Origin of the sequence: Hydrogenophaga sp. R2 (assembly GCF_049843595.1) — a bacterium.
Taxonomy (GTDB): Bacteria; Pseudomonadota; Gammaproteobacteria; order Burkholderiales; family Burkholderiaceae_C; genus Hydrogenophaga.
The window spans coordinates 450,889-470,187 of the sequence record NZ_JBBHZN010000002.1; the positions used below are offsets into that span (position 1 = coordinate 450,889).

At 69.6% G+C, this 19,299-nt stretch carries 20 protein-coding genes; 8 read left to right on the forward strand and 12 right to left on the reverse strand.

Translation table 11 applies throughout. The annotated features are described in order from the left end of the window. Nucleotides 1–2: 2 nt before the first annotated feature. Entirely contained in the window at nucleotides 3–1,139 is a 1,137-nt protein-coding gene (locus WD026_RS10680) for a PilT/PilU family type 4a pilus ATPase (RefSeq protein WP_425723633.1), read from the forward strand. Nucleotides 1,140–1,194: 55 nt separating this feature from the next. Then, complete coding sequence (locus tag WD026_RS10685; RefSeq protein WP_425723634.1) at nucleotides 1,195–2,094, forward strand: NAD(P)-dependent oxidoreductase; 900 nt, start codon at nucleotides 1,195–1,197, stop codon at nucleotides 2,092–2,094. 61 nt (nucleotides 2,095–2,155) lie between these two features. On the opposite strand, the gene WD026_RS10690 is transcribed toward WD026_RS10685, so the two are convergent. From WD026_RS10690 to WD026_RS10700, 3 genes are read right to left on the reverse strand one after another with little or no spacing between them, the layout of a single operon-like run. Next, on the reverse strand, nucleotides 2,156–2,827 hold the full coding sequence (locus WD026_RS10690) for a BON domain-containing protein (RefSeq protein WP_425723635.1): 672 nt from the start codon (nucleotides 2,825–2,827) through the stop codon (nucleotides 2,156–2,158). After that, complete coding sequence (locus WD026_RS10695; protein WP_425723636.1) at nucleotides 2,824–3,444, reverse strand: SIS domain-containing protein; 621 nt, start codon at nucleotides 3,442–3,444, stop codon at nucleotides 2,824–2,826. Before WD026_RS10695 ends, WD026_RS10690 begins: the two co-directional genes overlap by 4 nt. A 39-nt stretch (nucleotides 3,445–3,483) precedes the next feature. Continuing rightward, a complete protein-coding gene (locus WD026_RS10700) occupies nucleotides 3,484–3,912 on the reverse strand; it encodes a YraN family protein (protein ID WP_425723637.1) in 429 nt (142 codons plus the stop codon). On the opposite strand from WD026_RS10700, the gene rsmI reads away from it, so the two are divergent. Further along, entirely contained in the window at nucleotides 3,913–4,830 is a 918-nt protein-coding gene (gene rsmI, locus WD026_RS10705; protein WP_425723638.1) for a 16S rRNA (cytidine(1402)-2'-O)-methyltransferase, read from the forward strand. On the opposite strand, the gene WD026_RS10710 is transcribed toward rsmI, so the two are convergent. After that, entirely contained in the window at nucleotides 4,820–5,155 is a 336-nt protein-coding gene (locus WD026_RS10710) for a hypothetical protein (protein ID WP_425723639.1), read from the reverse strand. The genes rsmI and WD026_RS10710 overlap by 11 nt on opposite strands. Before the next feature lie 113 nt (nucleotides 5,156–5,268). On the opposite strand from WD026_RS10710, the gene WD026_RS10715 reads away from it, so the two are divergent. The 3 genes from WD026_RS10715 (at nucleotide 5,269) to WD026_RS10725 (ending at nucleotide 7,621) form a co-directional block, all read left to right on the forward strand. Then, nucleotides 5,269–5,859, forward strand: coding sequence for a DUF502 domain-containing protein (locus WD026_RS10715; RefSeq protein WP_425723640.1), 591 nt, complete (start codon nucleotides 5,269–5,271; stop codon nucleotides 5,857–5,859). A 66-nt stretch (nucleotides 5,860–5,925) separates the two neighbouring features. Continuing rightward, nucleotides 5,926–6,570 (forward strand): intradiol ring-cleavage dioxygenase, encoded by a 645-nt coding sequence (locus WD026_RS10720; RefSeq protein WP_425723641.1) that lies wholly within the window; start codon nucleotides 5,926–5,928, stop codon nucleotides 6,568–6,570. Nucleotides 6,571–6,577: 7 nt separating this feature from the next. After that, the gene (locus WD026_RS10725; protein ID WP_425723642.1) at nucleotides 6,578–7,621 is read left to right on the forward strand and encodes a metal-dependent hydrolase; all 1,044 of its coding nucleotides are present in this window, start codon (nucleotides 6,578–6,580) and stop codon (nucleotides 7,619–7,621) included. Here the strand turns inward: WD026_RS10725 and gloA are convergent. The 7 genes from gloA to WD026_RS10760 form a co-directional block, all read right to left on the reverse strand. After that, nucleotides 7,602–8,135 (reverse strand): lactoylglutathione lyase, encoded by a 534-nt coding sequence (gene gloA / locus WD026_RS10730; RefSeq protein WP_425723643.1) that lies wholly within the window; start codon nucleotides 8,133–8,135, stop codon nucleotides 7,602–7,604. The genes WD026_RS10725 and gloA overlap by 20 nt on opposite strands. A gap of 39 nt (nucleotides 8,136–8,174) precedes the next feature. Further along, complete coding sequence (locus WD026_RS10735; protein WP_425723644.1) at nucleotides 8,175–8,552, reverse strand: ribbon-helix-helix domain-containing protein; 378 nt, start codon at nucleotides 8,550–8,552, stop codon at nucleotides 8,175–8,177. A 28-nt stretch (nucleotides 8,553–8,580) separates the two neighbouring features. Further along, nucleotides 8,581–10,149 (reverse strand): GMC family oxidoreductase, encoded by a 1,569-nt coding sequence (locus WD026_RS10740; RefSeq protein WP_425723645.1) that lies wholly within the window; start codon nucleotides 10,147–10,149, stop codon nucleotides 8,581–8,583. Between the two features lie 35 nt (nucleotides 10,150–10,184). Next, nucleotides 10,185–10,817: a twin-arginine translocation signal domain-containing protein gene (locus WD026_RS10745; RefSeq protein WP_425723646.1), complete on the reverse strand. Its 633-nt coding sequence runs from the start codon at nucleotides 10,815–10,817 to the stop codon at nucleotides 10,185–10,187. Between the two features lie 155 nt (nucleotides 10,818–10,972). Further along, on the reverse strand, nucleotides 10,973–11,443 hold the full coding sequence (locus tag WD026_RS10750; protein WP_425723647.1) for a CopD family protein: 471 nt from the start codon (nucleotides 11,441–11,443) through the stop codon (nucleotides 10,973–10,975). Between the two features lie 68 nt (nucleotides 11,444–11,511). Next, entirely contained in the window at nucleotides 11,512–13,737 is a 2,226-nt protein-coding gene (gene dinG, locus WD026_RS10755; protein WP_425723648.1) for an ATP-dependent DNA helicase DinG, read from the reverse strand. Nucleotides 13,738–13,785: 48 nt separating this feature from the next. Then, the gene (locus WD026_RS10760) at nucleotides 13,786–15,333 is read right to left on the reverse strand and encodes a BCCT family transporter (protein WP_425723649.1); all 1,548 of its coding nucleotides are present in this window, start codon (nucleotides 15,331–15,333) and stop codon (nucleotides 13,786–13,788) included. 382 nt (nucleotides 15,334–15,715) lie between these two features. Between WD026_RS10760 and WD026_RS10765 the strand changes: the two genes are divergently transcribed. After that, entirely contained in the window at nucleotides 15,716–16,789 is a 1,074-nt protein-coding gene (locus WD026_RS10765) for a calcium/sodium antiporter (RefSeq protein ID WP_425723650.1), read from the forward strand. Then, nucleotides 16,786–18,474, forward strand: a complete 1,689-nt coding sequence (locus WD026_RS10770; RefSeq protein ID WP_425723651.1) for a SulP family inorganic anion transporter — start codon at nucleotides 16,786–16,788, stop codon at nucleotides 18,472–18,474. Before WD026_RS10765 ends, WD026_RS10770 begins: the two co-directional genes overlap by 4 nt. A gap of 3 nt (nucleotides 18,475–18,477) precedes the next feature. Here the strand turns inward: WD026_RS10770 and WD026_RS10775 are convergent, their stop codons facing one another. Further along, nucleotides 18,478–19,296, reverse strand: a complete 819-nt coding sequence (locus WD026_RS10775; protein WP_425723652.1) for a CmcJ/NvfI family oxidoreductase — start codon at nucleotides 19,294–19,296, stop codon at nucleotides 18,478–18,480. Nucleotides 19,297–19,299: the final 3 nt, after the last annotated feature.

The window sequence follows — 19,299 nt, forward strand, 5'->3', positions numbered from 1 at the left end:
CCATGGAACGCGACCAGGCATCCAAGTTCATCAACGACCTGCTCAAGCTCATGCTGAGCCGGGGCGGCAGCGACCTGTTCATCACGGCCGACTTCCCGCCCGCCATCAAGGTCGATGGCTCGGTGGTCAAGGTATCGCCGCAGCCCCTGACCGGCAACCACACGCTGGCGCTGGCGCGGTCCATCATGAACGACAAGCAGGCGGCCGAGTTCGAGCGCACCAAGGAGTGCAACTTCGCCATCTCGCCTCCCTCCATCGGCCGTTTCCGGGTGAGTGCCTTCGTGCAGCAGGGCAAGGTGGGCATGGTGATGCGGACCATCCCCATGACCCTGCCCAGCATCGACAAGATGGGCCTGCCGCAGGTGCTCAAGGATGTGGCGCTGAGCAAGCGCGGCCTGTGCATCCTGGTGGGCGCCACCGGCTCGGGCAAGTCCACCTCGCTGGCCGCCATGGTGGACTGGCGCAACGAGAACACCCAGGGCCACATCATCACCATCGAGGACCCGATCGAGTTCGTGCACCCGCACAAGAACTGCGTGGTGACCCAGCGTGAAGTCGGGCTGGACACCGACAGCTGGGAAGCGGCGCTGAAGAACACGCTGCGCCAGGCACCCGACGTGATCCTCATGGGCGAGATCCGCGACCGCGAGACCATGGAACACGCCATCCAGTTCGCGGAAACCGGTCACCTGTGCCTGGCCACGCTGCATGCCAACAGCGCCAACCAGGCGCTGGACCGCATCATCAACTTCTTCCCCGAGGAGCGTCGTGCCCAGCTGCTGATGGACCTGTCGCTCAACCTGCGGGCACTGGTGTCGCAGCGCCTGATCCCCCGGCAGGACAACAAGGGCCGGCACGCGGTGGTGGAGATCATGCTGAACTCGCCACTCATCTCCGACCTGATCTTCAAGGGCGAGGTGGCCGAGATCAAGGAGATCATGAAGAAGAGCACCAACATCGGCATGCAGACCTTCGACCAGGCGCTGTTCAACGCCTTCGAGGCCAACCTCATCACGCTGGAAGACGCCCTGCGCAACGCCGACTCGCTCAACGACCTGCGCCTGCAGATCAAGCTCAACAGCCAGCGGGCAAAAACCCAGGACCTGGCAGCCGGTACCGAGCACCTGACCATCATCTGATGCGCGATTGATTTACAGTCCGGGGCCTCACAACAACCCAGAGACAAGGCTCCCCATGACTGCTGCTGCCCGCACCTACGACGCCATCGAACCCCGCCAGGTCGCCTTCATCGGCCTGGGCGTCATGGGCTCCCCCATGGCCGGCCACCTGGCCCGCGCCGGTCACCGCGTCACCGTCTACAACCGCACCGCTGCCAAGGCCGAAGCCTGGGCCAAGACCTACGGTGGCAGCTTCAAGACCACCCCCCGCGAAGCCGCCCAGGGCGCCGACATCGTGTTCGCCTGCGTGGGCAACGACGACGACCTGCGCTCGGTGGTGCTGGGTGCCGACGGTGCCTTTGCCGGCATGAAGCCCGGCGCCATCTTTGTCGACCACACCACCGCCTCGGCCGACGTGGCCCGCGAGCTGTCGGCGGCCGCCCGCACCCTGGGCCTGCAGTTCATCGACGCCCCGGTCTCCGGCGGTCAGGCCGGTGCCGAGAACGGCGCCCTCACCGTCATGTGCGGCGGCGACCAGGCGGCCTTCGATGTGGCACGCCCGGTGGGCATGGCCTTCTCCAAGGCCTTCACCCGCATGGGCGAGAGCGGTGCCGGCCAGCTGACCAAGATGGTCAACCAGATCGCCATTGCCGGCCTGGTGCAGGGCCTGTCGGAAGCGATTGCCTTCGGCCAGAAAGCCGGCCTGGACGTGAACCTGGTGCTCGATGTCATCGGCAAGGGCGCGGCCCAGAGCTGGCAGATGGACAACCGGGGCAAGACCATGGTGGCCGACCAGTTCAATTTCGGCTTTGCCGTGGACTGGATGCGCAAGGACCTGGGCCTGGTGCTGGACGAAGCCAAGCGCAACGGCGCCCGCCTGCCGGTGACCGCGCTGGTGGACCAGTTCTATGCCGACGTGCAGGCCATGGGCGGCAACCGCATGGACACCTCCAGCCTGATCAAGCGCCTGCGCTGATCCGGCACGCCGGCAACAGAAAGGGGCCCCGCAGGGCCCCTTTTTCATGGGCGTTCGCCGCTCAGTTGGGCTGCGGCGCGGGGCGGTTGGCCGGCGACTCGGTCGGGCCCTGGGTGCCGATGCGGGCCAGCTCTTCTTCGGTCAGGATCTCGAACACCCGGACCACACGCTGCACACCGGAGGTGTTGCGGGCGATGTCGGTGGCCCGGGTGGCTTCACGCTGGGTCACGCGGCCCATCATGTAGACGGTGCCCCGGGTGGTGACCACCTTGAAGGCCACTGCCGAGAGGTCCTTGGCGTCCACCATGCCGGCCTTGACCTTGCCGGTGATCAGCGTGTCGGACGAGCGCTGGCTGAAGGTGGGCGAATTCACCACGGCCAGCTCGTTGACGATGCTGCGCACGTTGTCCACACCGGCCACCACCCGCTCCACCTCGGCCTTGACCGCCTCGCTGGCGGCCTCGCCGGTGAGCAGCACCTGGCGGTTGTAGCTGGTGACCGCGACATTGGCGCGTTCACCGAACTGCTCCTTGATGCGGTTGCTGGCGCGCAGTTCGATGCCCTGGTCGTCCAGCTGGGCGCCGGAGGTGCGGCGATCCACCGCCACCAGCGCAGTGCCCACGGCGGCACCACCCACCACCAGCGGGGCACAGGCGCTCAGGGCGCCGGACAGGGCCAGACCGGCCAGCAGCAGACCGGCGCGGCGGCGGGAAGGGGCAGAAAGATGGCTCATGCAAGGTTCTCCGGATCGGGAAGGGATTCTTCAGGCAGGCCCAGCAGCTGGGCATCCACACCGTCGCACAGGCAGTGCAGCACGAGCTGGTGGACTTCCAGGATGCGGGCGGGATGGTCGTGCGGCACGCAGATGTGCACGTCGGTGTCGCGCAGCACGGCGGTCAGCCGGCCACCGCGGGCACCGGTCAGGGCCACCACGGTCATGTCGCGCTCGTGCGCGGCTTCCACGGCGGCCAGCAGGTTGCCGGCCTGGCCGATGCCGCCCACCACCAGCAACACGTCGCCGGTCTGCCCCAGGGCACGCACCTGGCGGGCATACACCCAGCCGGGATCGAAGTCCTGGGCCACGGCGGTGATGACGGCGGAGTCGGCCGACAGGGCCAGGGCCGCGAGTTCGGGGCGTTCGCGCTCGAAACGGCCCATGAAGCTGGCGGCAAAGATCTGCGCGGCGGCCGCCGACGGCCCATTGCCGCAAGCCAGCACCTTGCCGCCCCCGGTGACACAGGCCAGCACCGCGTGGATGGCCGACTCCACCATGGGTGCCAGCGCCGGTGCGCACTGGTACTTGAGATCGGCGCTGTCGATGAACTGTTGCTGGATGCGCTGCGAAAGCATGGGGCGATGATAGCGGCGGGCGATGGGTCGACAGACGTGTCAAAAGGCATCATGCGCATCGAACGCGGCGCGCAGCCACTGCAGGCTGCCCTGCGGGCCGTCGATCAGCACCGCGTCGAAACGGCATGCGGGCTGTGATCGGCATCGCATCAGAAAGTGCCGCGCCGCCAGCACGATGCGCCGGCGCTTGGTGGCGGTGATGCTGGCGCCCGCGCCGCCCCGGTCGCTGCGGCTGCGCTGGCGCACCTCGACGAACACCAGCGTGCCGTCACGCTCCCGCATAATCAGATCGATTTCGCCGCCGCCCCGCCCCGGGGTCCGGAAGTTGCGGGCCACCAAGACCAGCCCCTGCTGCTGCAGGTGCTGCAGGGCCCGGTCTTCGGCGGCGTTGCCCCGCTCCCGGGTGGTGGTGTGCTGCAACGGCGCCGTCGGGCGCTGCGGCCGTCGATGCCCATCTTCGAGGTCCATGTGTCTGCTCCTTCCCCATCCTTGCTGAGCGCTGCGGCCGACGCGGCCCGGCACCAGGACCATCCGCCGTCCACCCTGTACATGGTGGCCACGCCCATCGGCAACCTGGCCGACATCGGCCTGCGCGCCTTATACGTGCTGTCGATGGTCGATACGGTGGCCTGCGAGGACACCCGCCACACCGGAACACTGCTGGGCAGCTACGGGCTGCACAAGCCGCTGCTGGCGGTGCACGAACACAACGAGGCCGAGGCTGCCCAGGCGGTGGTGCAGCGGCTGCAGCGCGGCGAACGGGTGGCCTATGTCAGCGATGCCGGCACGCCCGGCGTGAGCGACCCCGGTGCACGGCTGGTGGCCGCCGTGCAGGCAGCCGGGCTGCGGTGCGTGCCCCTGCCCGGCCCGAGTTCCATCACGGCGCTGCTGAGCGTGGCCGGCGAAACCGGCTGGGACGGGCGCTTCGTGTTCCAGGGCTTCCTCTCGTCCCGCAAGGCCGAGCGGCAACGGCAGATCCAGGACATGGCGGCCGACGGCCGCGCGCACCTGCTGCTGGAGGCACCACACCGCATCGAGGCCCTGGCCCAGGACCTGGCGGCGCTGGGAGACCGCGGGATCAGCCTGGGGCGCGAGCTGACCAAGCAGTTCGAGGAAGTGGTGCGCCTGCCGGCGAAGGACCTGCCGGACTGGCTGGCGGGCGGGCCTCATCGGGCCCGGGGTGAATTCGCCCTCATGGTGCACCCGGCGGCAGCGTCAGCCAACGAAGGTCTGGATGCGACCACCCTGCGCACACTGGATGTGCTGCTGGCCGAACTGCCCCTCAAGACGGCGGTGAAGCTGTGCGCCGACATCACCGGGCAGCCGCGCAACGCGGTCTACCAGGCGGCCCTGGCGCGGCGCGGCGAGGACAGCGTCAGCGACTGAGCCGGCCCACCGGTCCGTCGGCCGGGGCCGGAGCCGGGGCGCCGTGCTCGCGCACTTCGGTGGCCTGCACGTCCACCACGTCGGACGCCGCAGCGCCGGTGCGGAACATGCCCTGGGCATAACGCTCGCGCGCCTGGCGGAACTGCTGGAACAGCACCACCGGCGCCGGCTTGCGGCCGGTCAGCAGCGACCAGATCGACACCGCCAGCACCACCACCAGCGAGGCCAGCATGAGGCTGACCAGGAACACGGTGGCCGCCAGCGCAAACACCAGCCGCAGCGCAAAGCGCAACAGACGCGAAACCAGGTCGGTGAAGTTGTTCATGGACAGTGGGAGTGGTGGCGGGCGCCGGAGTTCCGGGGAGAAGACGGCAGATGCGGCCATTGTGCCGAACTGCAAGGGGCGCTGCTATGCTGGCCGGCTCTTGCGGTCACACCATGAAACGCCTGTACTCCTACTTTTTTCGCGGTCTCATCACCTTCCTGCCGGTGGCGCTCACCGTCTACCTGCTGTATGTGTTCGTGGTCTGGGTCGAGACGCTGGCCATGCGGCTGGTGCGGCCCATCACCGGCGACTTCTACCTGCCCGGGCTGGGCATCGTGCTGGGCGCGGTGCTGATCCTGGCGCTGGGCGTGCTGGTGTCGCAGCGCTATGTGTCGCAGGCGCTGTCGTGGCTGGAGCTGCCGTTCACCAACCTGCCGGTGATCAAGAGCATCTACTCGTCGCTGAAGAACTTTGCCGACTACTTTGCCCCGCACGAGAAGGACAGCCAGCAGGTGGTGCTGCTGCGCAAGCCGGGCGACGACATGTCCATCGTCGGGCTGGTCACGCGCCAGAATTTCGACGGCCTGCCCGGTGCACTGGGCGAGCTCGACCAGGTGGCGGTGTACCTGCCCATGGGCTACATGATCGGTGGCTACACCGTGTTCGTGCCCCGCAGCTGGATCACGCCGATCGAGATGTCGGTGGAAGAAGCCATGCGCTCGTCGTTGATCGCCTGGATGGCGTCGAACCGCAAGCCGGAGTGAGTGCGGGCTGACGCTGCTGCGCCTGAAAACTTCGGAACTCCGGCCCCAGCCCCGCTTCCAAGGCCCATGACCTTGTCCCGACGCCCCTGGCTGCTGGGCGCCGCTGCAGCGGTGGCCTCGGTGGCCGCCCCTGGCTGGCTCACCCCGGCGCTGGCCCAGACCACCCCATCCGCCCCGCCCGTCCGCCGCCCCACCCCGGGTCAGACGGAGGGTCCGTTCTACCCGGTGCGCCTGCCCGACGACCACGACGGCGACCTGCTGCGCAGCGGCCACCGCCGCTACGACCGGGGCCAGGCGGTCTGGCTCGACGGCGTGGTGACCGACCTGGATGGCCGCCCGGTGCAGGACGCAGTGGTGGAGATCTGGCAGTGCGACCACGCCGGCCACTACCACCACCCCGGCGACGGCAACCGGGCCGATCCGGCCTTCCAGGGCTTCGGTCGGGTCAGTGTGGGGCGCGACGGCCGTTACCGCTTCCGCACCCTGCGCCCGGCGCCGTACAGCGGCCGCACGCCGCACATCCATGTGAAGGTGCGGCTGGACCGCCTGGAGCTGCTGACCACCCAGCTCTACGTGGCCGGCGACCCCGGCAACGAACGCGACTTTCTCTGGCGCCGGCTCGATGAGGCCGGGCGCGCGGCGCTGACCGTGCCCTTCACCCCCGGGGTGGACGGCCTGCGGGCGCATTTCCCCATCACCGTTCAGATCTGAGGCCGGCATGGATTCATTGACGCAGATCGCGTTGGGCTCGGCCGTGACCGTGGCCGTCATGGGGCGGCGTACCGCCGTCTGGAAATCGGCCCTGTGGGGCGCCGTGGCCGGCACCCTGCCCGACCTGGACGCCTTCATCGACCATGGCGACGCCGTGCTCAACATGGTGCTGCACCGGGCCGAATCGCACGCGCTGGTGCTGCTCACCCTGTTCTCGCCGCTGCTGGCCTGGCTGGTGACGCGGCTGCATGGCGAAGGCGCATTGTGGCGGCGCTGGTGGCTGGCGTTGTGGCTGGCGCTGGTGACGCATCCGCTGCTCGACACCATGACGGTGTACGGCACGCAGCTGCTGCAGCCCTTCTCGGACCATCCCTTCGGCGTGGGCAGCCTGTTCATCATCGACCCGGCCTACACCCTGCCGCTGCTGGCGGGCGTGATCGCCGTGCTGTGCGGAGCGAGGCTGCGCTGGAACCACGCCGGCCTGGCACTGAGCACGCTCTACATCGGCTGGAGCGTGCTGGCCCAGCAGCACGCCACCGAGGTGGCCCGGGCCGACCTGCAGGCCAAGGGCGTGGACGTGCAGCAGCTGCTGGTCACGCCGGCGCCCTTCAACACGGTGCTGTGGCGGCTGGTGGCCATGACGCCCACCCACTACCTGGAGGGCCACTACGGCCTGCTGGACGACGACCGGAGCATCACCTGGACGGTGCACGACCGCGGCGTCGATCTGGAAACTGCCGTGGCAGGGCATGCGGGCGCACAACGCATCCGCGCCTTCAGCCACGGCTTCTACGCCCTCTCGCGCGAGGGCAGCGGCTACGCCATCACCGACCTGCGCATGGGCCAGGAGCCCACCTACATCTTCCGGTTCGACCTGGGCGACGGCAGCGGCTCGGTGCCCACGGCCCGCACCGGTGAGCGCAACGATGTGGAGAGCGGCCTGAAGTGGCTCTCGGCCCGGGTGCGCGGCATCGAGGTGCCCTCACCCGGCGCCCGGACCCCCGGCGTGAAGCGGCTGGGGGCGGCGGAACTCAGCGGCCCAGTGCGGTGAGCTTGTCCGGCTGGACGATCTCGATCCAGTAGCCGTCCGGGTCCTTGATGAAGGCCACGTCCTTCATCTTGCCCTGGTCGGGCCGCTTGACGTAGGTGACCTTGTTCTGGTCGAACCAGGCCACGGCGGCGGCCAGGTCGGGCACCGAGAAGCAGATGTGGCCGAAGCCCTGGGGCTGGGCGTTGCCGTCGTGGTACTTGAAGTCGGCCTGGGTCTCGGTGCCCCAGTTGTGGGTGAGCTCCAGCACGCCCCGCTGGCTGAAGGTCCAGGCGGTGCGGTCACCCACGTCCTCGGGCGCCTGACCGTCTTCCGGGCGCGCCAGGAAGAACAGCGAGAACGACATCTCGGGGAAGTCGAGCTTGCGCAGCAGGCGCATGCCCATGACGCGGGTGTAGAAGTCCAGCGACACCTTGGGGTCCTTGACCCGCATCATGGTGTGGTTGAAGACAAAGCCGCGGGTGGCGGCATCGGGTTGGGCGTGGACGCCCGGCTGGTTTTCGGTGTGGAAGCTCATGCGGTGGGTGACATCAACAAATACAAGGGGAGCGCCGGGTCAGCGGGGACGCAGCGGCGCCACCGTGCCGACCGACACAGGGAGGCTTCGGCCGTGCGTGCCGGTGGCCTGGACCGGGGGGTCCGCCACGTCGGCGCGCAGGCGCTCCATCTCCATCATGCGGCGGCGCAGGTAGCGCATGCAGGTGACCCTCAGGAACGAGGCAAAGTTCGGCACTTCGCCCCGGTGCGCCAGGATTTCGTCGTGGAACTGGGCGATGAGCGCGTTGGTGGTGCAGCCCTCGTCCTCGGCCATCTCGGCCAGGATGTCCCACACCATGTTCTCCAGCCGGATGCTGGTCAGCACGCCGTGCATGCGCACGGTGCGTGACCGCTGCTCGTACTGGATCGGGTCGGCCTTGACGAAAAATTCGCACATGGGGGTCTCCTCCAGAGCTCAGGGCGGATCAGATCGCCCTTGATTTCATCTGCTTCGCAATGTAATCCGCCTGGCGGATGGCGAGTGTCACGATGGTGAGGGTGGGGTTCTCTGCACCGCCGGTGGTGAACTGGCTGCCGTCGCTGATGAACAGGTTCGGGATGTCGTGCGTCTGGCCCCATTGGTTGCACACACCGTCCTGCTTGCGCGCACTCATGCGGCAGGTGCCCAGGTTGTGGGTGCTCGGGTACGGCGGGGTGCGGAAGGTTTTGATCGCACCGGCGGCCTGGTAGATGCGCTCGCCCTGGCGGAAGGCGTGCTCGCGCATGGCGATGTCGTTGTCGTGGTCGTCGAAGTGCACGTTGGGCACGTAGTTGCCCCACTGGTCCTTGACGTTGGTGTTGAGGGTGATGCGGTTGGTCTCGCGCGGCATGTCCTCGCCCACCAGCCACATGCCGGCCAGGTTGGTGTAGTGGTCCATCCACCAGGAGAAGTCGGCACCCCAGCCGCCCGGGTTCAGGAAGGCGGCCATGAAGGGCACGCCCAGCGACAGGGTTTCCAGCTCGTAGCCGCCGGCAAAGCCGCGCTTGGGGTTGTGGATGGCCTCGTCGCGCACGATGCCGGCCATGGTGGTGCCGCGGTACATGTGCACCGGGTCCTTGAAGGCGGCATAGACCGAGCCGGTCATGTGGCGCATGTAGTTGCGGCCCACCTGGCCGGAGCTGTTGGCCAGGCCGTCCTTGAACATGTTGGAAGCCGACAGCAGCAGCAGGCGCGGGGTCTCGATGGCGTTGCCGGCCACGCAGACGATGCGGGCCTTCTGGCGCTGCTCCTTCTTGTCCTTGTCGTAGTACACGACACCGGTGACCAGGCCCTTGTCGTTGTGCTCGATGCGGGTCACGTGGCACTCGCTGCGCAGCTCGAAGTTGCCGGTGGCCTCGGCCCGCGGGATCTCGGTGTAGAGCGTGCTCCATTTGGCGCCGCTCTTGCAGCCCTGGAAGCAGAAGCCCAGCTGCAGGCAGCGGCCCCGGCCGTCACGCGGCTGGCTGTTGATGGCCATGTTGCCGGTGTGCACTTCCTTGTAGCCCAGCTTCCTGGCGCCGGCGTGCATGACCTTGAAGTTGTTGTTGCCCGGCAGGCCCGGAATGCCGTTGGTGCGGGTCACACCCATCTTGTTCTCGGCGCGGGCGTAGTAGGGCGCCAGCTCCTTGAGCGTGACCGGCCAGTCCAGCAGGTTGGCGCCCTGGATGTTGCCGTACACGGTCTTGGTGCGGAACTCGTGTTCCTGGAAGCGCAGCGAAGCACCGGCCCAGTGGGTGGTGGTGCCGCCCACGGTCTTGCAGATCCAGGCCGGCAGACCGGAGAAGTCCTTGGCCACGCGCCAGCTGCCCGAGGTGGTGCGGGTGTCCAGCCAGGCCAGCTGGCTGAACGACTTCCACTCGTCGTTGATGAAGCTGGCATTGGACTGCTGGGCGCCGGCCTCCAGGCAGACCACCTTGATGCCCTTCTGGGCCAGTTCGTTGGCCAGGGTGCCGCCGCCAGCGCCCGAGCCGATGATGACGACCACGCTGTCGTCGTTGGTTGCAAATTTCGCCATGTTGCTTGTCTCCTGTTCGGTGCTCGGTGGTCGGATCAGAGGTCAGCCTTGGGGCTGGCTGCCTTGCCGGGCTCCGGGAGCCACTTGAGGTCCTGGAAGCCGCGGGTGATGTACCCGCCCTTCTCCCAGGCCGAACCGGGGTAGCCGAAGGTGGCGTAGGCCATGTCGTTGTCGTAGAGCGAGGTGATGCACTGGCCGCGCACCGTGCCGAAGAAGGGCTGGCCCTCCATGCCTTTGACGATGGCCAGCTTGCGGGCGGCATCGGCCTGGGTGAAGTCGCCACCGGCGGCCTGGTTCAGGGCGGCCACGCCATCCTTGAGGGTCTTGGCGGCAGCGGCGTCGCCGGCGGCCTTGGCGTCCAGGTCCTTGGCCAGCAGGGCGTACACGGCATCGGGCAGCTTCTCGTGCGGGTAGAGCACCCGGCCCATGGCCATGAGGGCCTCGCCCTCGGCCTTGCTCAGCGTCTTGAGCTCGACGGCCCACACGGTGGACGGTGCCAGGCCCGCCAGGATGGAGCCGGTGGCCAGCGTGCCCATGAGCACCCCGCTGCCCTTGAGGAACTCCCGCCGCGCCAGCGGCAGGTGGTTCATGCGGGGCACTTCGCCCGAGTCTTCGTTGCAGTCGCTGAACCCGGCCGCGACCGTGGCCTGGATGGGGATGATGCGCATGTTGTCTCCTGCATGGGGTCGTCGTCCGCTCAAAGCGGCGGGCGTGCAGGCAGTATTCCACCCACCTCCCGGCGGCGGGTGATACAGCGCTGTTTACAGGGAAAACCCGCCCGCCCGGGCGGGCGGCGGGTCAGGCCGGCGTCAGGACCGGCGCGTCAGACCAGCAGGAGCGTGGCAGCGACCACCAGCACGCCCAGCACCAGGTTGATGGACACCCAGGTGCGGATCGACGCCAGGGCCGCAGCACCACCGGTGCCGTCGCCGGCGGCCAGGGCGCGCGACAGGCGCTTGAACAGCGCAAACCGGATGTGGCCGAAGATGGCCATCATCAGCACGCCCAGCACCACCATCACGGTCCAGCCCAGCGGCATGTTGAAGGGCAGGCCGGCCTGCACCGTTTCCTTGGCCACCCGGCCGATCATCCAGACCCCGCTGGCCAGCACCACCAGCACTGCCACCGACACCAGGCGGAAGAAGCGCTGCAGGGCGTCGTGCATGAGGCGCTGGCGCAGCGGCGCATCCAGCGCCTGGGCGGCCGGACGCAGGCACAGATGGGCAAAGACCATGCCGCCGATCCAGACGATGATGGACAGGACGTGCAGCAGCTTGAGGGTGGCGTAGAGCATGAGGAACAGCCGTGGGTTGAGGATGCGGGAATGGAGGCGGGTTGCCGGCGTTGGTTCCGTGTGCCGCCTCAGACGTCGGTGGTGACGCCGCCGCTGCGGCGCTGCAGCCGGTAGGGCGGCAGGCCCTGCAGCATGCGCCGGCCGTAGCTCTGGCGCAGCAGCCGGCCATCGTAGCAAACCACCACCGCTTCGTCGGTCTCGCTGCGCAGGGCGCGGCCGGTCCATTGCAGCAGGCGCGCCCCGGTGGCCGGCACCACCAGTTCGCTGAACGGGTCGCGGCCCTGGCTGCGCAGCCAGTCGGCCCGCGCCTGCCCCACCGGGTCGGCCGGCGAGGCGAACGGCAGCTTCGTGATGAACACCCATTCACACAGCTCGCCGGGCAGGTCCAGCCCCTCGCCGAAGGACTGCAGGCCGAACAGGATGGACACCTCGCCGTCGGCCACGCGCTGGGCGTGGCGGCGCAGCAGCGCGGTGCGCGAGGCATCGCCCTGCACCAGCACCGCATCCCGCAGGTCGCGGTGTTCGCCGCGCTCCAGCAGCAGGCGGGCCTGCGCCATCTGCGCGCGCGAGGTGAACAACACCAGTGCGCCCCGGCGCACCTGCTGCAGGTCGGCCATGAGGGCATCCAGCATCTCGCGGGTGTAGCCATCCACGTCCTTGGGGTCGGCACGGGTCTGCACCACCACCAGCCGGCCCTGGCGGGCATGGTCGAACGGGCTCTGCACCTGGCAGGTGGCCACCGCCTCGTCCCAGGCCAGGCCGGACTCGTGCAGGAAGTGCTCGAAACCGCCGCAGGTGGTGAGCGAGGCCGAGGTGACCACCGCGCCGCGCACATGGCGCCACAGGTGGCTGCGCAGCAGATGGCCGGGCTGCAGCGGACAGGCATGGGCGGTGAGCGTGACCAGGCCGTGGTGCACGCCGGCCTCCAGCCATTTGGCCAGCGGCGGCTGGCCGTCGGCCGCCGTCTGCAGCCACAGGTCGGCGGTTTCCTGGGCGTGCTGCAGGCGCGGCGCAAAACCGCCGATGCGGCTGTAAAGCTGTGCGCAGCGCGAAGCCTCGGACGGCTCCTCCCGGGCCAGAGCCTTGAGCTGGGTGGCCAACGATTCGGCCACCTTGAGCAGCGCGGTGGCGTGGGCCGCCATGGTGCCCACCACCTCGTCCCAGCCGGCCGGCAGCACGCCGCCCTCGAAGCGGTCCACCGCCGGCGGCGCATCGGGCCGGCGTTCGCCCCAGCCGGGCATGCCGCCCACGCGGGCCATGGCCAGCCGGGCCAGCTCGCCCATGGCGGCCTTGAGTTCACGGGCGCGCACCGCCACATCGTCGGCCGGGTGGTGCGAGATGGCGCTGGCCACCTCGTCGAAGGCGCGGGGCAGGCGGTCGAGCCAGCTGGTGCGCATGAGGTCGACCTGCGCGGTGAACTGGCCCTGAGCGATCGGGCCCAGGTGGTGCGCTTCATCGAGCACCAGGTAGCAGTCCTGCGGGGCCGGCAGCGCGTGCAGCCCCAGGGTGGAGAGCAGCAGGTCGTGGTTGACCACGATCACCTGGGCCTGCGCCAGCCGCTGGCGCGCCTGGTAGTAGCTGCAGCTGTTGTAGGCCGGGCAATGGCGGGCGGTGCAGGTGTGGCGCTCGGCCGCCACCGGGCCCCACAGGGCGGGATCGGGCGGGTCGTCGAGCCGGTCTCGGTCGCCGTCCCAGTCGCCCTGGTCGAGTGCCTGGCTCCATTGCTGGTACTGCCGGCCACGCTCCTGCCAGGTGTCGGCCGTGGCCTGGGACAGGCCGTCCTCGGTGCCGAACAGGTCGGCATGGGCCGGATCACCGCCGCTGAGCTGGTCGAGCTTGAGGCGGCACACATAACGGCCACGGCCCTTGGCCAGTGCAAAGGCAAAGGGCTGTGGCAACAAGGCGGCCAGCGCCGGCAGGTCCTTGTGGATGAGCTGCTCCTGCAGCGCCACGGTGGCGGTGGAGATGACCACCCGCCGGCCCTGGGCCAGCGCCAGCGGAATGACGGTGGCCGCATAGGCCGCCGACTTGCCCACGCCGGTGCCGGCCTGCACCACCGCGATGCCCCGGTCGGGCAGCGCAGCGTCACCGCTGACCGACTCGTCGCCCAGCCGCACGCCCGAGAGCGTGCTGGCAATGAAGGCGGCCATCTGCCGCTGCCCTTCACGCGGGCGAAAGCCGCTGGCGCGCGACACCACATGGTCGAACGCGGCCAGCGCCAGGGCTTCACGCGCCAGCGGGCCTTCCACAGGCGCGGCTGCCATGTCGGGGCGGATGGAGGGGCGGTCGCTCATGAAGGGCTGGATTGTCCCAGAGCAGGGGCGACCATCCGCCCTGGCGGGTCAGGCTGGACGGGAGGCGTCGCCGGTGCCGACCTGCTCCCATCGCTGGCGGGCGACCCGGCGCCAGTTGCGCTCACGGCGCTCCTCGGCCTGGCCGTCTTCCCTGACCGCACGCCACAGGGCCACGACCATCAACACCACCACGGCTGCGAACGGCAGGGCAAACACGATGGTGGCGGTCTGCACGGCCTTGACGCCGCCGGTGAGCAGCAGCACCACGGCCATGCCCGAGACCAGCAGGCCCCAGACCACCTTGATGCGCGCCGGCGGATCGGCCTGGCCGCCGGTGCTCATGGTGCCCAGCACCAGCACCGCCGAGTCGCCGGAGGTGACGAAGAACACCAGCACCAGCACGGTGGCCACGGCCGCCATCAGCGTGCCGGCCGGCAGTGCGTCGAACAGGGCGAACAGCGCACCGGCCACATCGGCCTTCACCGCCTCGGCCATGGGCACGCCCTGCATGATCTCCAGGTGCAGTGCCGTACCGCCGAACACCGAGAACCACACGAAGGCGGCCAGGGTGGGTACCAGCACCGTGCCCAGCACGAATTCGCGGATGGTGCGGCCGCGCGAGATGCGGGCGATGAACAGGCCCACGAACGGCGACCAGCTCAGCCACCAGGCCCAGTAGAAGACCGTCCAGCCACCGACCCAGCCGCTGTCGCGGAACGGGGTCATGCGCAGGCTCATGCGCACCAGTTCGCTGGCGTAGCTGCCCAGCGTGGTGGTGAAGGTGTCGATGATGGCCACGGTGGGGCCCAGCAGGAACACGGCCAGGGCCAGCAGACCGGCCATGACCAGGTTGGCGCTGGAGAGCCACTTGATGCCGCGCCCCAGACCCGACAGGGCGGACGCCAGGAACAGCGCGGTGGTGACCGCGATGATGACCACCTGGGCCGTGGTGCTCACCGGCACACCGGCCACGGCCGCCAGACCGCTGTTGATCTGCAGCGCCCCCATGCCCAGCGAGGCCGCCACGCCGAAGGCGGTGGCGATCACGGCCAGCACATTGGCCACCGGTCCCAGCCGGCGCAGCGGCGCCCAGGGCAGCGACTCCACCGCCGTGCTCACCAGCGCGGCACCGCCCCGGCGGAACTGGAAGAAGGCAATCGCCAGCGCCACCATGCTGTAGACCGCCCAGGGATGCAGCCCCCAGTGGAAGAAGCTGTAGCGCATGGCGGCGTTGGCCGCCTCCGGCGTGCCGGGGGTGATGCCGGGCGGGGGCGACGTGTAATGCGAGACCGGCTCGGCCACCCCCCAGAACACCAGGCCGATGCCCATGCCGGCCGCGAACAGCATGGCAAACCAGGCCCCCACCGAGAACTCGGGCTCGTCGTCTTCCTGCCCGAGCCTGAGCTGCCCGTACCGGCCGAAGGCCAGCGCCAGGGCGGCGATCACCAGCCCCAGCACCACCCACAGGTAGAACCAGCCGAAGTCGCGGGTGATGTGGGCCAGGGCGGTGTCGAACACCGTGCCCAGCGAATCCGGCGCCAGGACGCCCCACAGGACGATGGCCAGGATCAGACCGGCCGAGATGAAGAGTTGCATGCAGACCTCCCGTTGCGCCGGACAGGCCATGGGCACGACCCGCATGGCCAGCGGGCGATGCGGCGAACCCGGCTCGGGCCGGCGTTGGTTGTGGACGTGGCGGGTCGGGTGGCCCGATGTGCAGCATGGAGGCCCTGCGGTCCGCGCGGGTCGGGGCAGGGGCTGTCAGCAAGGGCCGGCATCGCGGTGCGACAGGCACCGGCCGGACGACCGCCAGGGAATGGTTCCGGGGAACAAGCCATTGTCGCCCCGATCCATGCCGGTGCAGGGGCCAATCCCGGCCTCTGCCGGGGGCCCAAATGCGGGCACAGGCGCTGGCAGGAGCACGGCTGGCGTCTATGCTCGGGACCGCGCCACACGGGCGTGCCAACCACTGCCGAACATGAACATCCTGCTTTTCCTGGCCGGTCTGGCCGGCCTGATCGCCGGGGCCGAACTGCTGGTGCGTGGCGCCTCGAAGCTGGCGCTGTCCTTCGGCATATCGCCGCTGGTGGTGGGTCTGACCATCGTGGCCTTCGGCACCAGCTCGCCCGAGGTGGCGGTGTCGGTGGGGGCCGCGCTGGACGGCCAGACCGACCTGGCCCTGGGCAACGTGGTGGGCAGCAACATCTTCAACGTGCTGTTCATCCTCGGGGTGTCGGCGCTCATCACCCCGCTGGTGGTCCACATCCAGCTCATCCGGCAGGAGGTGCCCATCATGATCGGCGCCTCGGTCATCCTGCTGCTGGTGTGCCTGGATGGCCGCATCGGTCTCATGGACGGGCTGCTGCTGTGCGGGCTGATGGTGGCCTACACCGCCTTCCTCATCATCCAGTCGCGGCGCGAAAGCCAGGCCGCGAAAGACGAGTACGCGGCCGAGGTGCAGCCCGCATCCGTCGGGGCCTGGGACAGCCGGCTGCCGGTGCAGCTGCTGCTGATCGCGGTCGGCCTGGGCTTTCTGGTGCTGGGCTCGGAGGCGCTGGTCACCGCCTCGATTGCCTTCGCCAAGGCCCTGGGCGTGAGCGATCTGGTGATCGGCCTGACCATCGTGGCCGCCGGCACCTCCATGCCCGAGGTGGCCACCTCCATCATGGCGGCCATCAAGGGCGAGCGCGACATCGCGGTGGGCAACGTGGTGGGCAGCAACACCTTCAACATCCTGGGCTGCCTGGGCCTGGCCTCGGTGGTCAGCCCGGACGGGCTGGGCGTGCCCTCCTCGCTGCTGGCACTGGACATGTGGGTCATGCTGGCCACGGCCCTGGCCTGCCTGCCGGTGTTCCTGACCGGGCGCGAGATCGCGCGCTGGGAAGGCGGCGTGTTCCTGGCCTATTACGCGGCCTATGTGGCCTGGCTGATCCTGGCCGCGCAGCAGCATGCCGCACTCGGCACCTTCTCGGCCGTGCTGATGGGCTTCGTGGCGCCGCTCACCGTGGTCACGCTGGTGGCGGTCATGATCCGGCGGGGACAGAGAAGTTGAACACGACCCGCCGCTGGCGCCGCGCCCTGCCCTTCCTGAACTGGCCGCGCCCGGACCGCGCGCTGCTGCGCGGCGAGCTCCTGGCCGGCATCACCGTGGGGCTGATGATCGTGCCCCAGGGCGTGGCCTATGCCGCCCTGGCCGGCATGCCGCTGGTGACCGGCATCTACGCCTCGTTGCTGCCGGCGCTGGTGGCGGTGCTGTTCGGCGCATCGCCGCGGCTGTCGGTGGGGCCCACGGCGCTGACCAGCCTGCTGGTGGGGGCCTCGCTGGCGCCGCTGGCCTCGGCCGGCAGTGCGCAGTGGGTGATGCTGGCAGCCTGGCTGGCGCTGCTGTGCGGCGCGCTGCAGGTGGTGCTGGGGCTGGTGCGGTTCGGCTGGCTGCTCAACCTGGTGAACTCGCCGGTGCTCATGGCCTTCACCCAGGCGGCGGCACTGCTGATCGTGGCCTCGCAGATACCGCCGCTGCTGGGCTGGACGGGCTGGGCCGAGGCCCGGTCGGGTCTGGAAGCCGGTCTTTGGCACGGTCCCTCGATGGCCTTCGGGCTGGGCAGCCTGCTGCTGCTGTGGCTGGCCCGGCGCTGGCGGCCCACCTTCCCGGTGGTGCTGCTGGTGGTGGTGGCCAGTGCCGGCATCAGCCGCCTGGCGGGCTTCGAGGCCGGAGGCGGCGCCGTGGTGGGCACCCTGCCCGAAGGGCTGCCGGCGCTGGTGTGGCCGGGCTGGCCGGGCTGGCCGGTGCTGGGGCAGCTGGTGCTGCCGGTGCTGGTGATCTCGCTGGTGAGCTTTCTGGAAACGGCCTCCAGCGCCCAGGTGGACAACGCCGGGCGCCACACCCGCTGGGACCAGGACCAGGACCTGATCGGCCAGGGCCTGGCCAAGCTGGCGGCGGGCCTCAGCGGCAGCTTTCCCACCAGTTCGTCGTTCTCGCGCTCGGCGCTCAACCTGTACGCCGGCGCACGCACCGGCTGGGCCACGGTGGTGTCGGTGGCGGTGGTGGGGCTGGCGCTGCTGCTGTTCATGCCGGTGCTGCACCATGTGCCGCGCCCGGTGCTGGCGGCCATCGTGCTGGTGGCCATCGTGGGGCTCATCCGGCCGGCGTCGTTCGTGCGGCTGTGGCGCCTGTCGCGCGTGGAGGCCGTGATCGCGGGCAGCACGCTGCTGGTGACGCTGGCCGCCGCACCGGCGCTGTACTGGGGCGTGCTGGCCGGCGTGCTGATGGCACTCAGCCACTTCCTGTACCTGCGGCTGCACCCGCGCATCATCGAGGTGGGCCTGCACCCGGACGGCAGCCTGCGCGACCGGCACCTGTGGCAGCTGCCGCCGCTGGCGCCGCACCTGTACGCCCTGCGCATGGACGCCGCGCTGGATTTCGCCACCGCCGCCGGCTTCGAGCGCACCGTGGCCGAGCACCTGGAGGCCCACCCCGACACCCGCCACGTGATGTGGATCGCCCACCCGGTGAACTGGACCGATGTGACCGGCGCCGAGGCCTTCGGCCGCCTGCGCCATGCCCTGGCCTTGCGCGGCATCACGCTGCACCTGGTGGGCATCAAGCTGCCGGTGGAGCAGCTGCTGCGCGCCGCCGGCCACCTGGACAACGGACAGGGCCTGCGCACCTACCGCACCGAGGCGGAGGCGCTGCAGGCCCTGGCTTCGCTGGACGCCCCGCAGGACGTCCGCGCCTGAGCGTCAGAAGAACGCCATGGTGCGCACCTCGATGCTCTCGCGCCTGGGAGCGCCGGGGGGCGTGGTGGGGTCCTCGAACGCGGTGTGGCCCATGAAGCGGGCACGGCCGTCGGTCTCGGAGTCGTAGGTCTTGAGCAGCAGCGCCTGGTGCGCCTGCATCTGCGGGAAGTACAGCCAGCGGTGTTTGGGCGAGTGCCGCATGACATAGATCTCGCCGGTGCGCTCGCGGTACTTCAGGTCCATGCGCAGCATGTCGCCTTCGTCGTGGGTGCGCGCATCGCACATGGCCAGCGGCAGTTCCTCCACGCGCTCGCGCAGCGGCTTCCACACGTTGAAGAACGCCACCCGGCGCTGCAGCAGCGCGTCGGCCTCGTCGGGCAGGATGTCGCGCACCCGCTGCGGCCCGCTGTTGACGGTGTAGTCGCTGTGCACCAGCAGCACGGCCGGTCGCTGCACCGTGGTCTGGGCCTTGAGGTCGGCCGGCAGGCGCTTGCGGATGGTGTGGTCGAACACCACCACGCGCCGCGCCCCGGTGTGGCGCTTCACGAAGCCGATCACCTGGTCGTAGAACTGCGACTGGATGGCGGCGTCGTCGTCGAACTGCTGGAAGTCGGCGCCGAAGTCGTGCAGCTCGAAGCCCTCGCGGTCGGCCGAGAGCTGGTGCACCTCGGGCCAGCCGTCGTGGATGTCCACCTCCTTCAGGTCGGTCCCGGGCGGGTTGAGCTCCACGCCGGGATCGGGTTCGTAGAAGTAGTAGTCGGGCGGCCGGCCGTTGTCGACCGTGTAGTTGAGGGTGGCGCGGACGGAACGTGCGGGTGTCATGGC

What these genes read in the sequence shown, in the direction of transcription:
- WD026_RS10735 (WP_425723644.1), bottom strand. Translation starts at nt 8,552, where the DNA reads ATGTGCGAATTTTTCGTCAAGGCCGACCCGATCCAGTACGAGCAGCGG.
- WD026_RS10765 (WP_425723650.1), top strand. Translation starts at nt 15,716, where the DNA reads ATGAACATCCTGCTTTTCCTGGCCGGTCTGGCCGGCCTGATCGCCGGG.
- WD026_RS10710 (WP_425723639.1), bottom strand. Translation starts at nt 5,155, where the DNA reads ATGAACAACTTCACCGACCTGGTTTCGCGTCTGTTGCGCTTTGCGCTG.
- WD026_RS10745 (WP_425723646.1), bottom strand. Translation starts at nt 10,817, where the DNA reads ATGCGCATCATCCCCATCCAGGCCACGGTCGCGGCCGGGTTCAGCGAC.
- WD026_RS10695 (WP_425723636.1), bottom strand. Translation starts at nt 3,444, where the DNA reads ATGCTTTCGCAGCGCATCCAGCAACAGTTCATCGACAGCGCCGATCTC.
- WD026_RS10750 (WP_425723647.1), bottom strand. Translation starts at nt 11,443, where the DNA reads ATGCTCTACGCCACCCTCAAGCTGCTGCACGTCCTGTCCATCATCGTC.
- WD026_RS10700 (WP_425723637.1), bottom strand. Translation starts at nt 3,912, where the DNA reads ATGGACCTCGAAGATGGGCATCGACGGCCGCAGCGCCCGACGGCGCCG.
- WD026_RS10715 (WP_425723640.1), top strand. Translation starts at nt 5,269, where the DNA reads ATGAAACGCCTGTACTCCTACTTTTTTCGCGGTCTCATCACCTTCCTG.
- WD026_RS10725 (WP_425723642.1), top strand. Translation starts at nt 6,578, where the DNA reads ATGGATTCATTGACGCAGATCGCGTTGGGCTCGGCCGTGACCGTGGCC.
- WD026_RS10775 (WP_425723652.1), bottom strand. Translation starts at nt 19,296, where the DNA reads ATGACACCCGCACGTTCCGTCCGCGCCACCCTCAACTACACGGTCGAC.
- WD026_RS10760 (WP_425723649.1), bottom strand. Translation starts at nt 15,333, where the DNA reads ATGCAACTCTTCATCTCGGCCGGTCTGATCCTGGCCATCGTCCTGTGG.
- WD026_RS10685 (WP_425723634.1), top strand. Translation starts at nt 1,195, where the DNA reads ATGACTGCTGCTGCCCGCACCTACGACGCCATCGAACCCCGCCAGGTC.
- WD026_RS10740 (WP_425723645.1), bottom strand. Translation starts at nt 10,149, where the DNA reads ATGGCGAAATTTGCAACCAACGACGACAGCGTGGTCGTCATCATCGGC.
- dinG (WP_425723648.1), bottom strand. Translation starts at nt 13,737, where the DNA reads ATGAGCGACCGCCCCTCCATCCGCCCCGACATGGCAGCCGCGCCTGTG.
- gloA (WP_425723643.1), bottom strand. Translation starts at nt 8,135, where the DNA reads ATGAGCTTCCACACCGAAAACCAGCCGGGCGTCCACGCCCAACCCGAT.
- WD026_RS10690 (WP_425723635.1), bottom strand. Translation starts at nt 2,827, where the DNA reads ATGAGCCATCTTTCTGCCCCTTCCCGCCGCCGCGCCGGTCTGCTGCTG.
- WD026_RS10680 (WP_425723633.1), top strand. Translation starts at nt 3, where the DNA reads ATGGAACGCGACCAGGCATCCAAGTTCATCAACGACCTGCTCAAGCTC.
- WD026_RS10720 (WP_425723641.1), top strand. Translation starts at nt 5,926, where the DNA reads ATGACCTTGTCCCGACGCCCCTGGCTGCTGGGCGCCGCTGCAGCGGTG.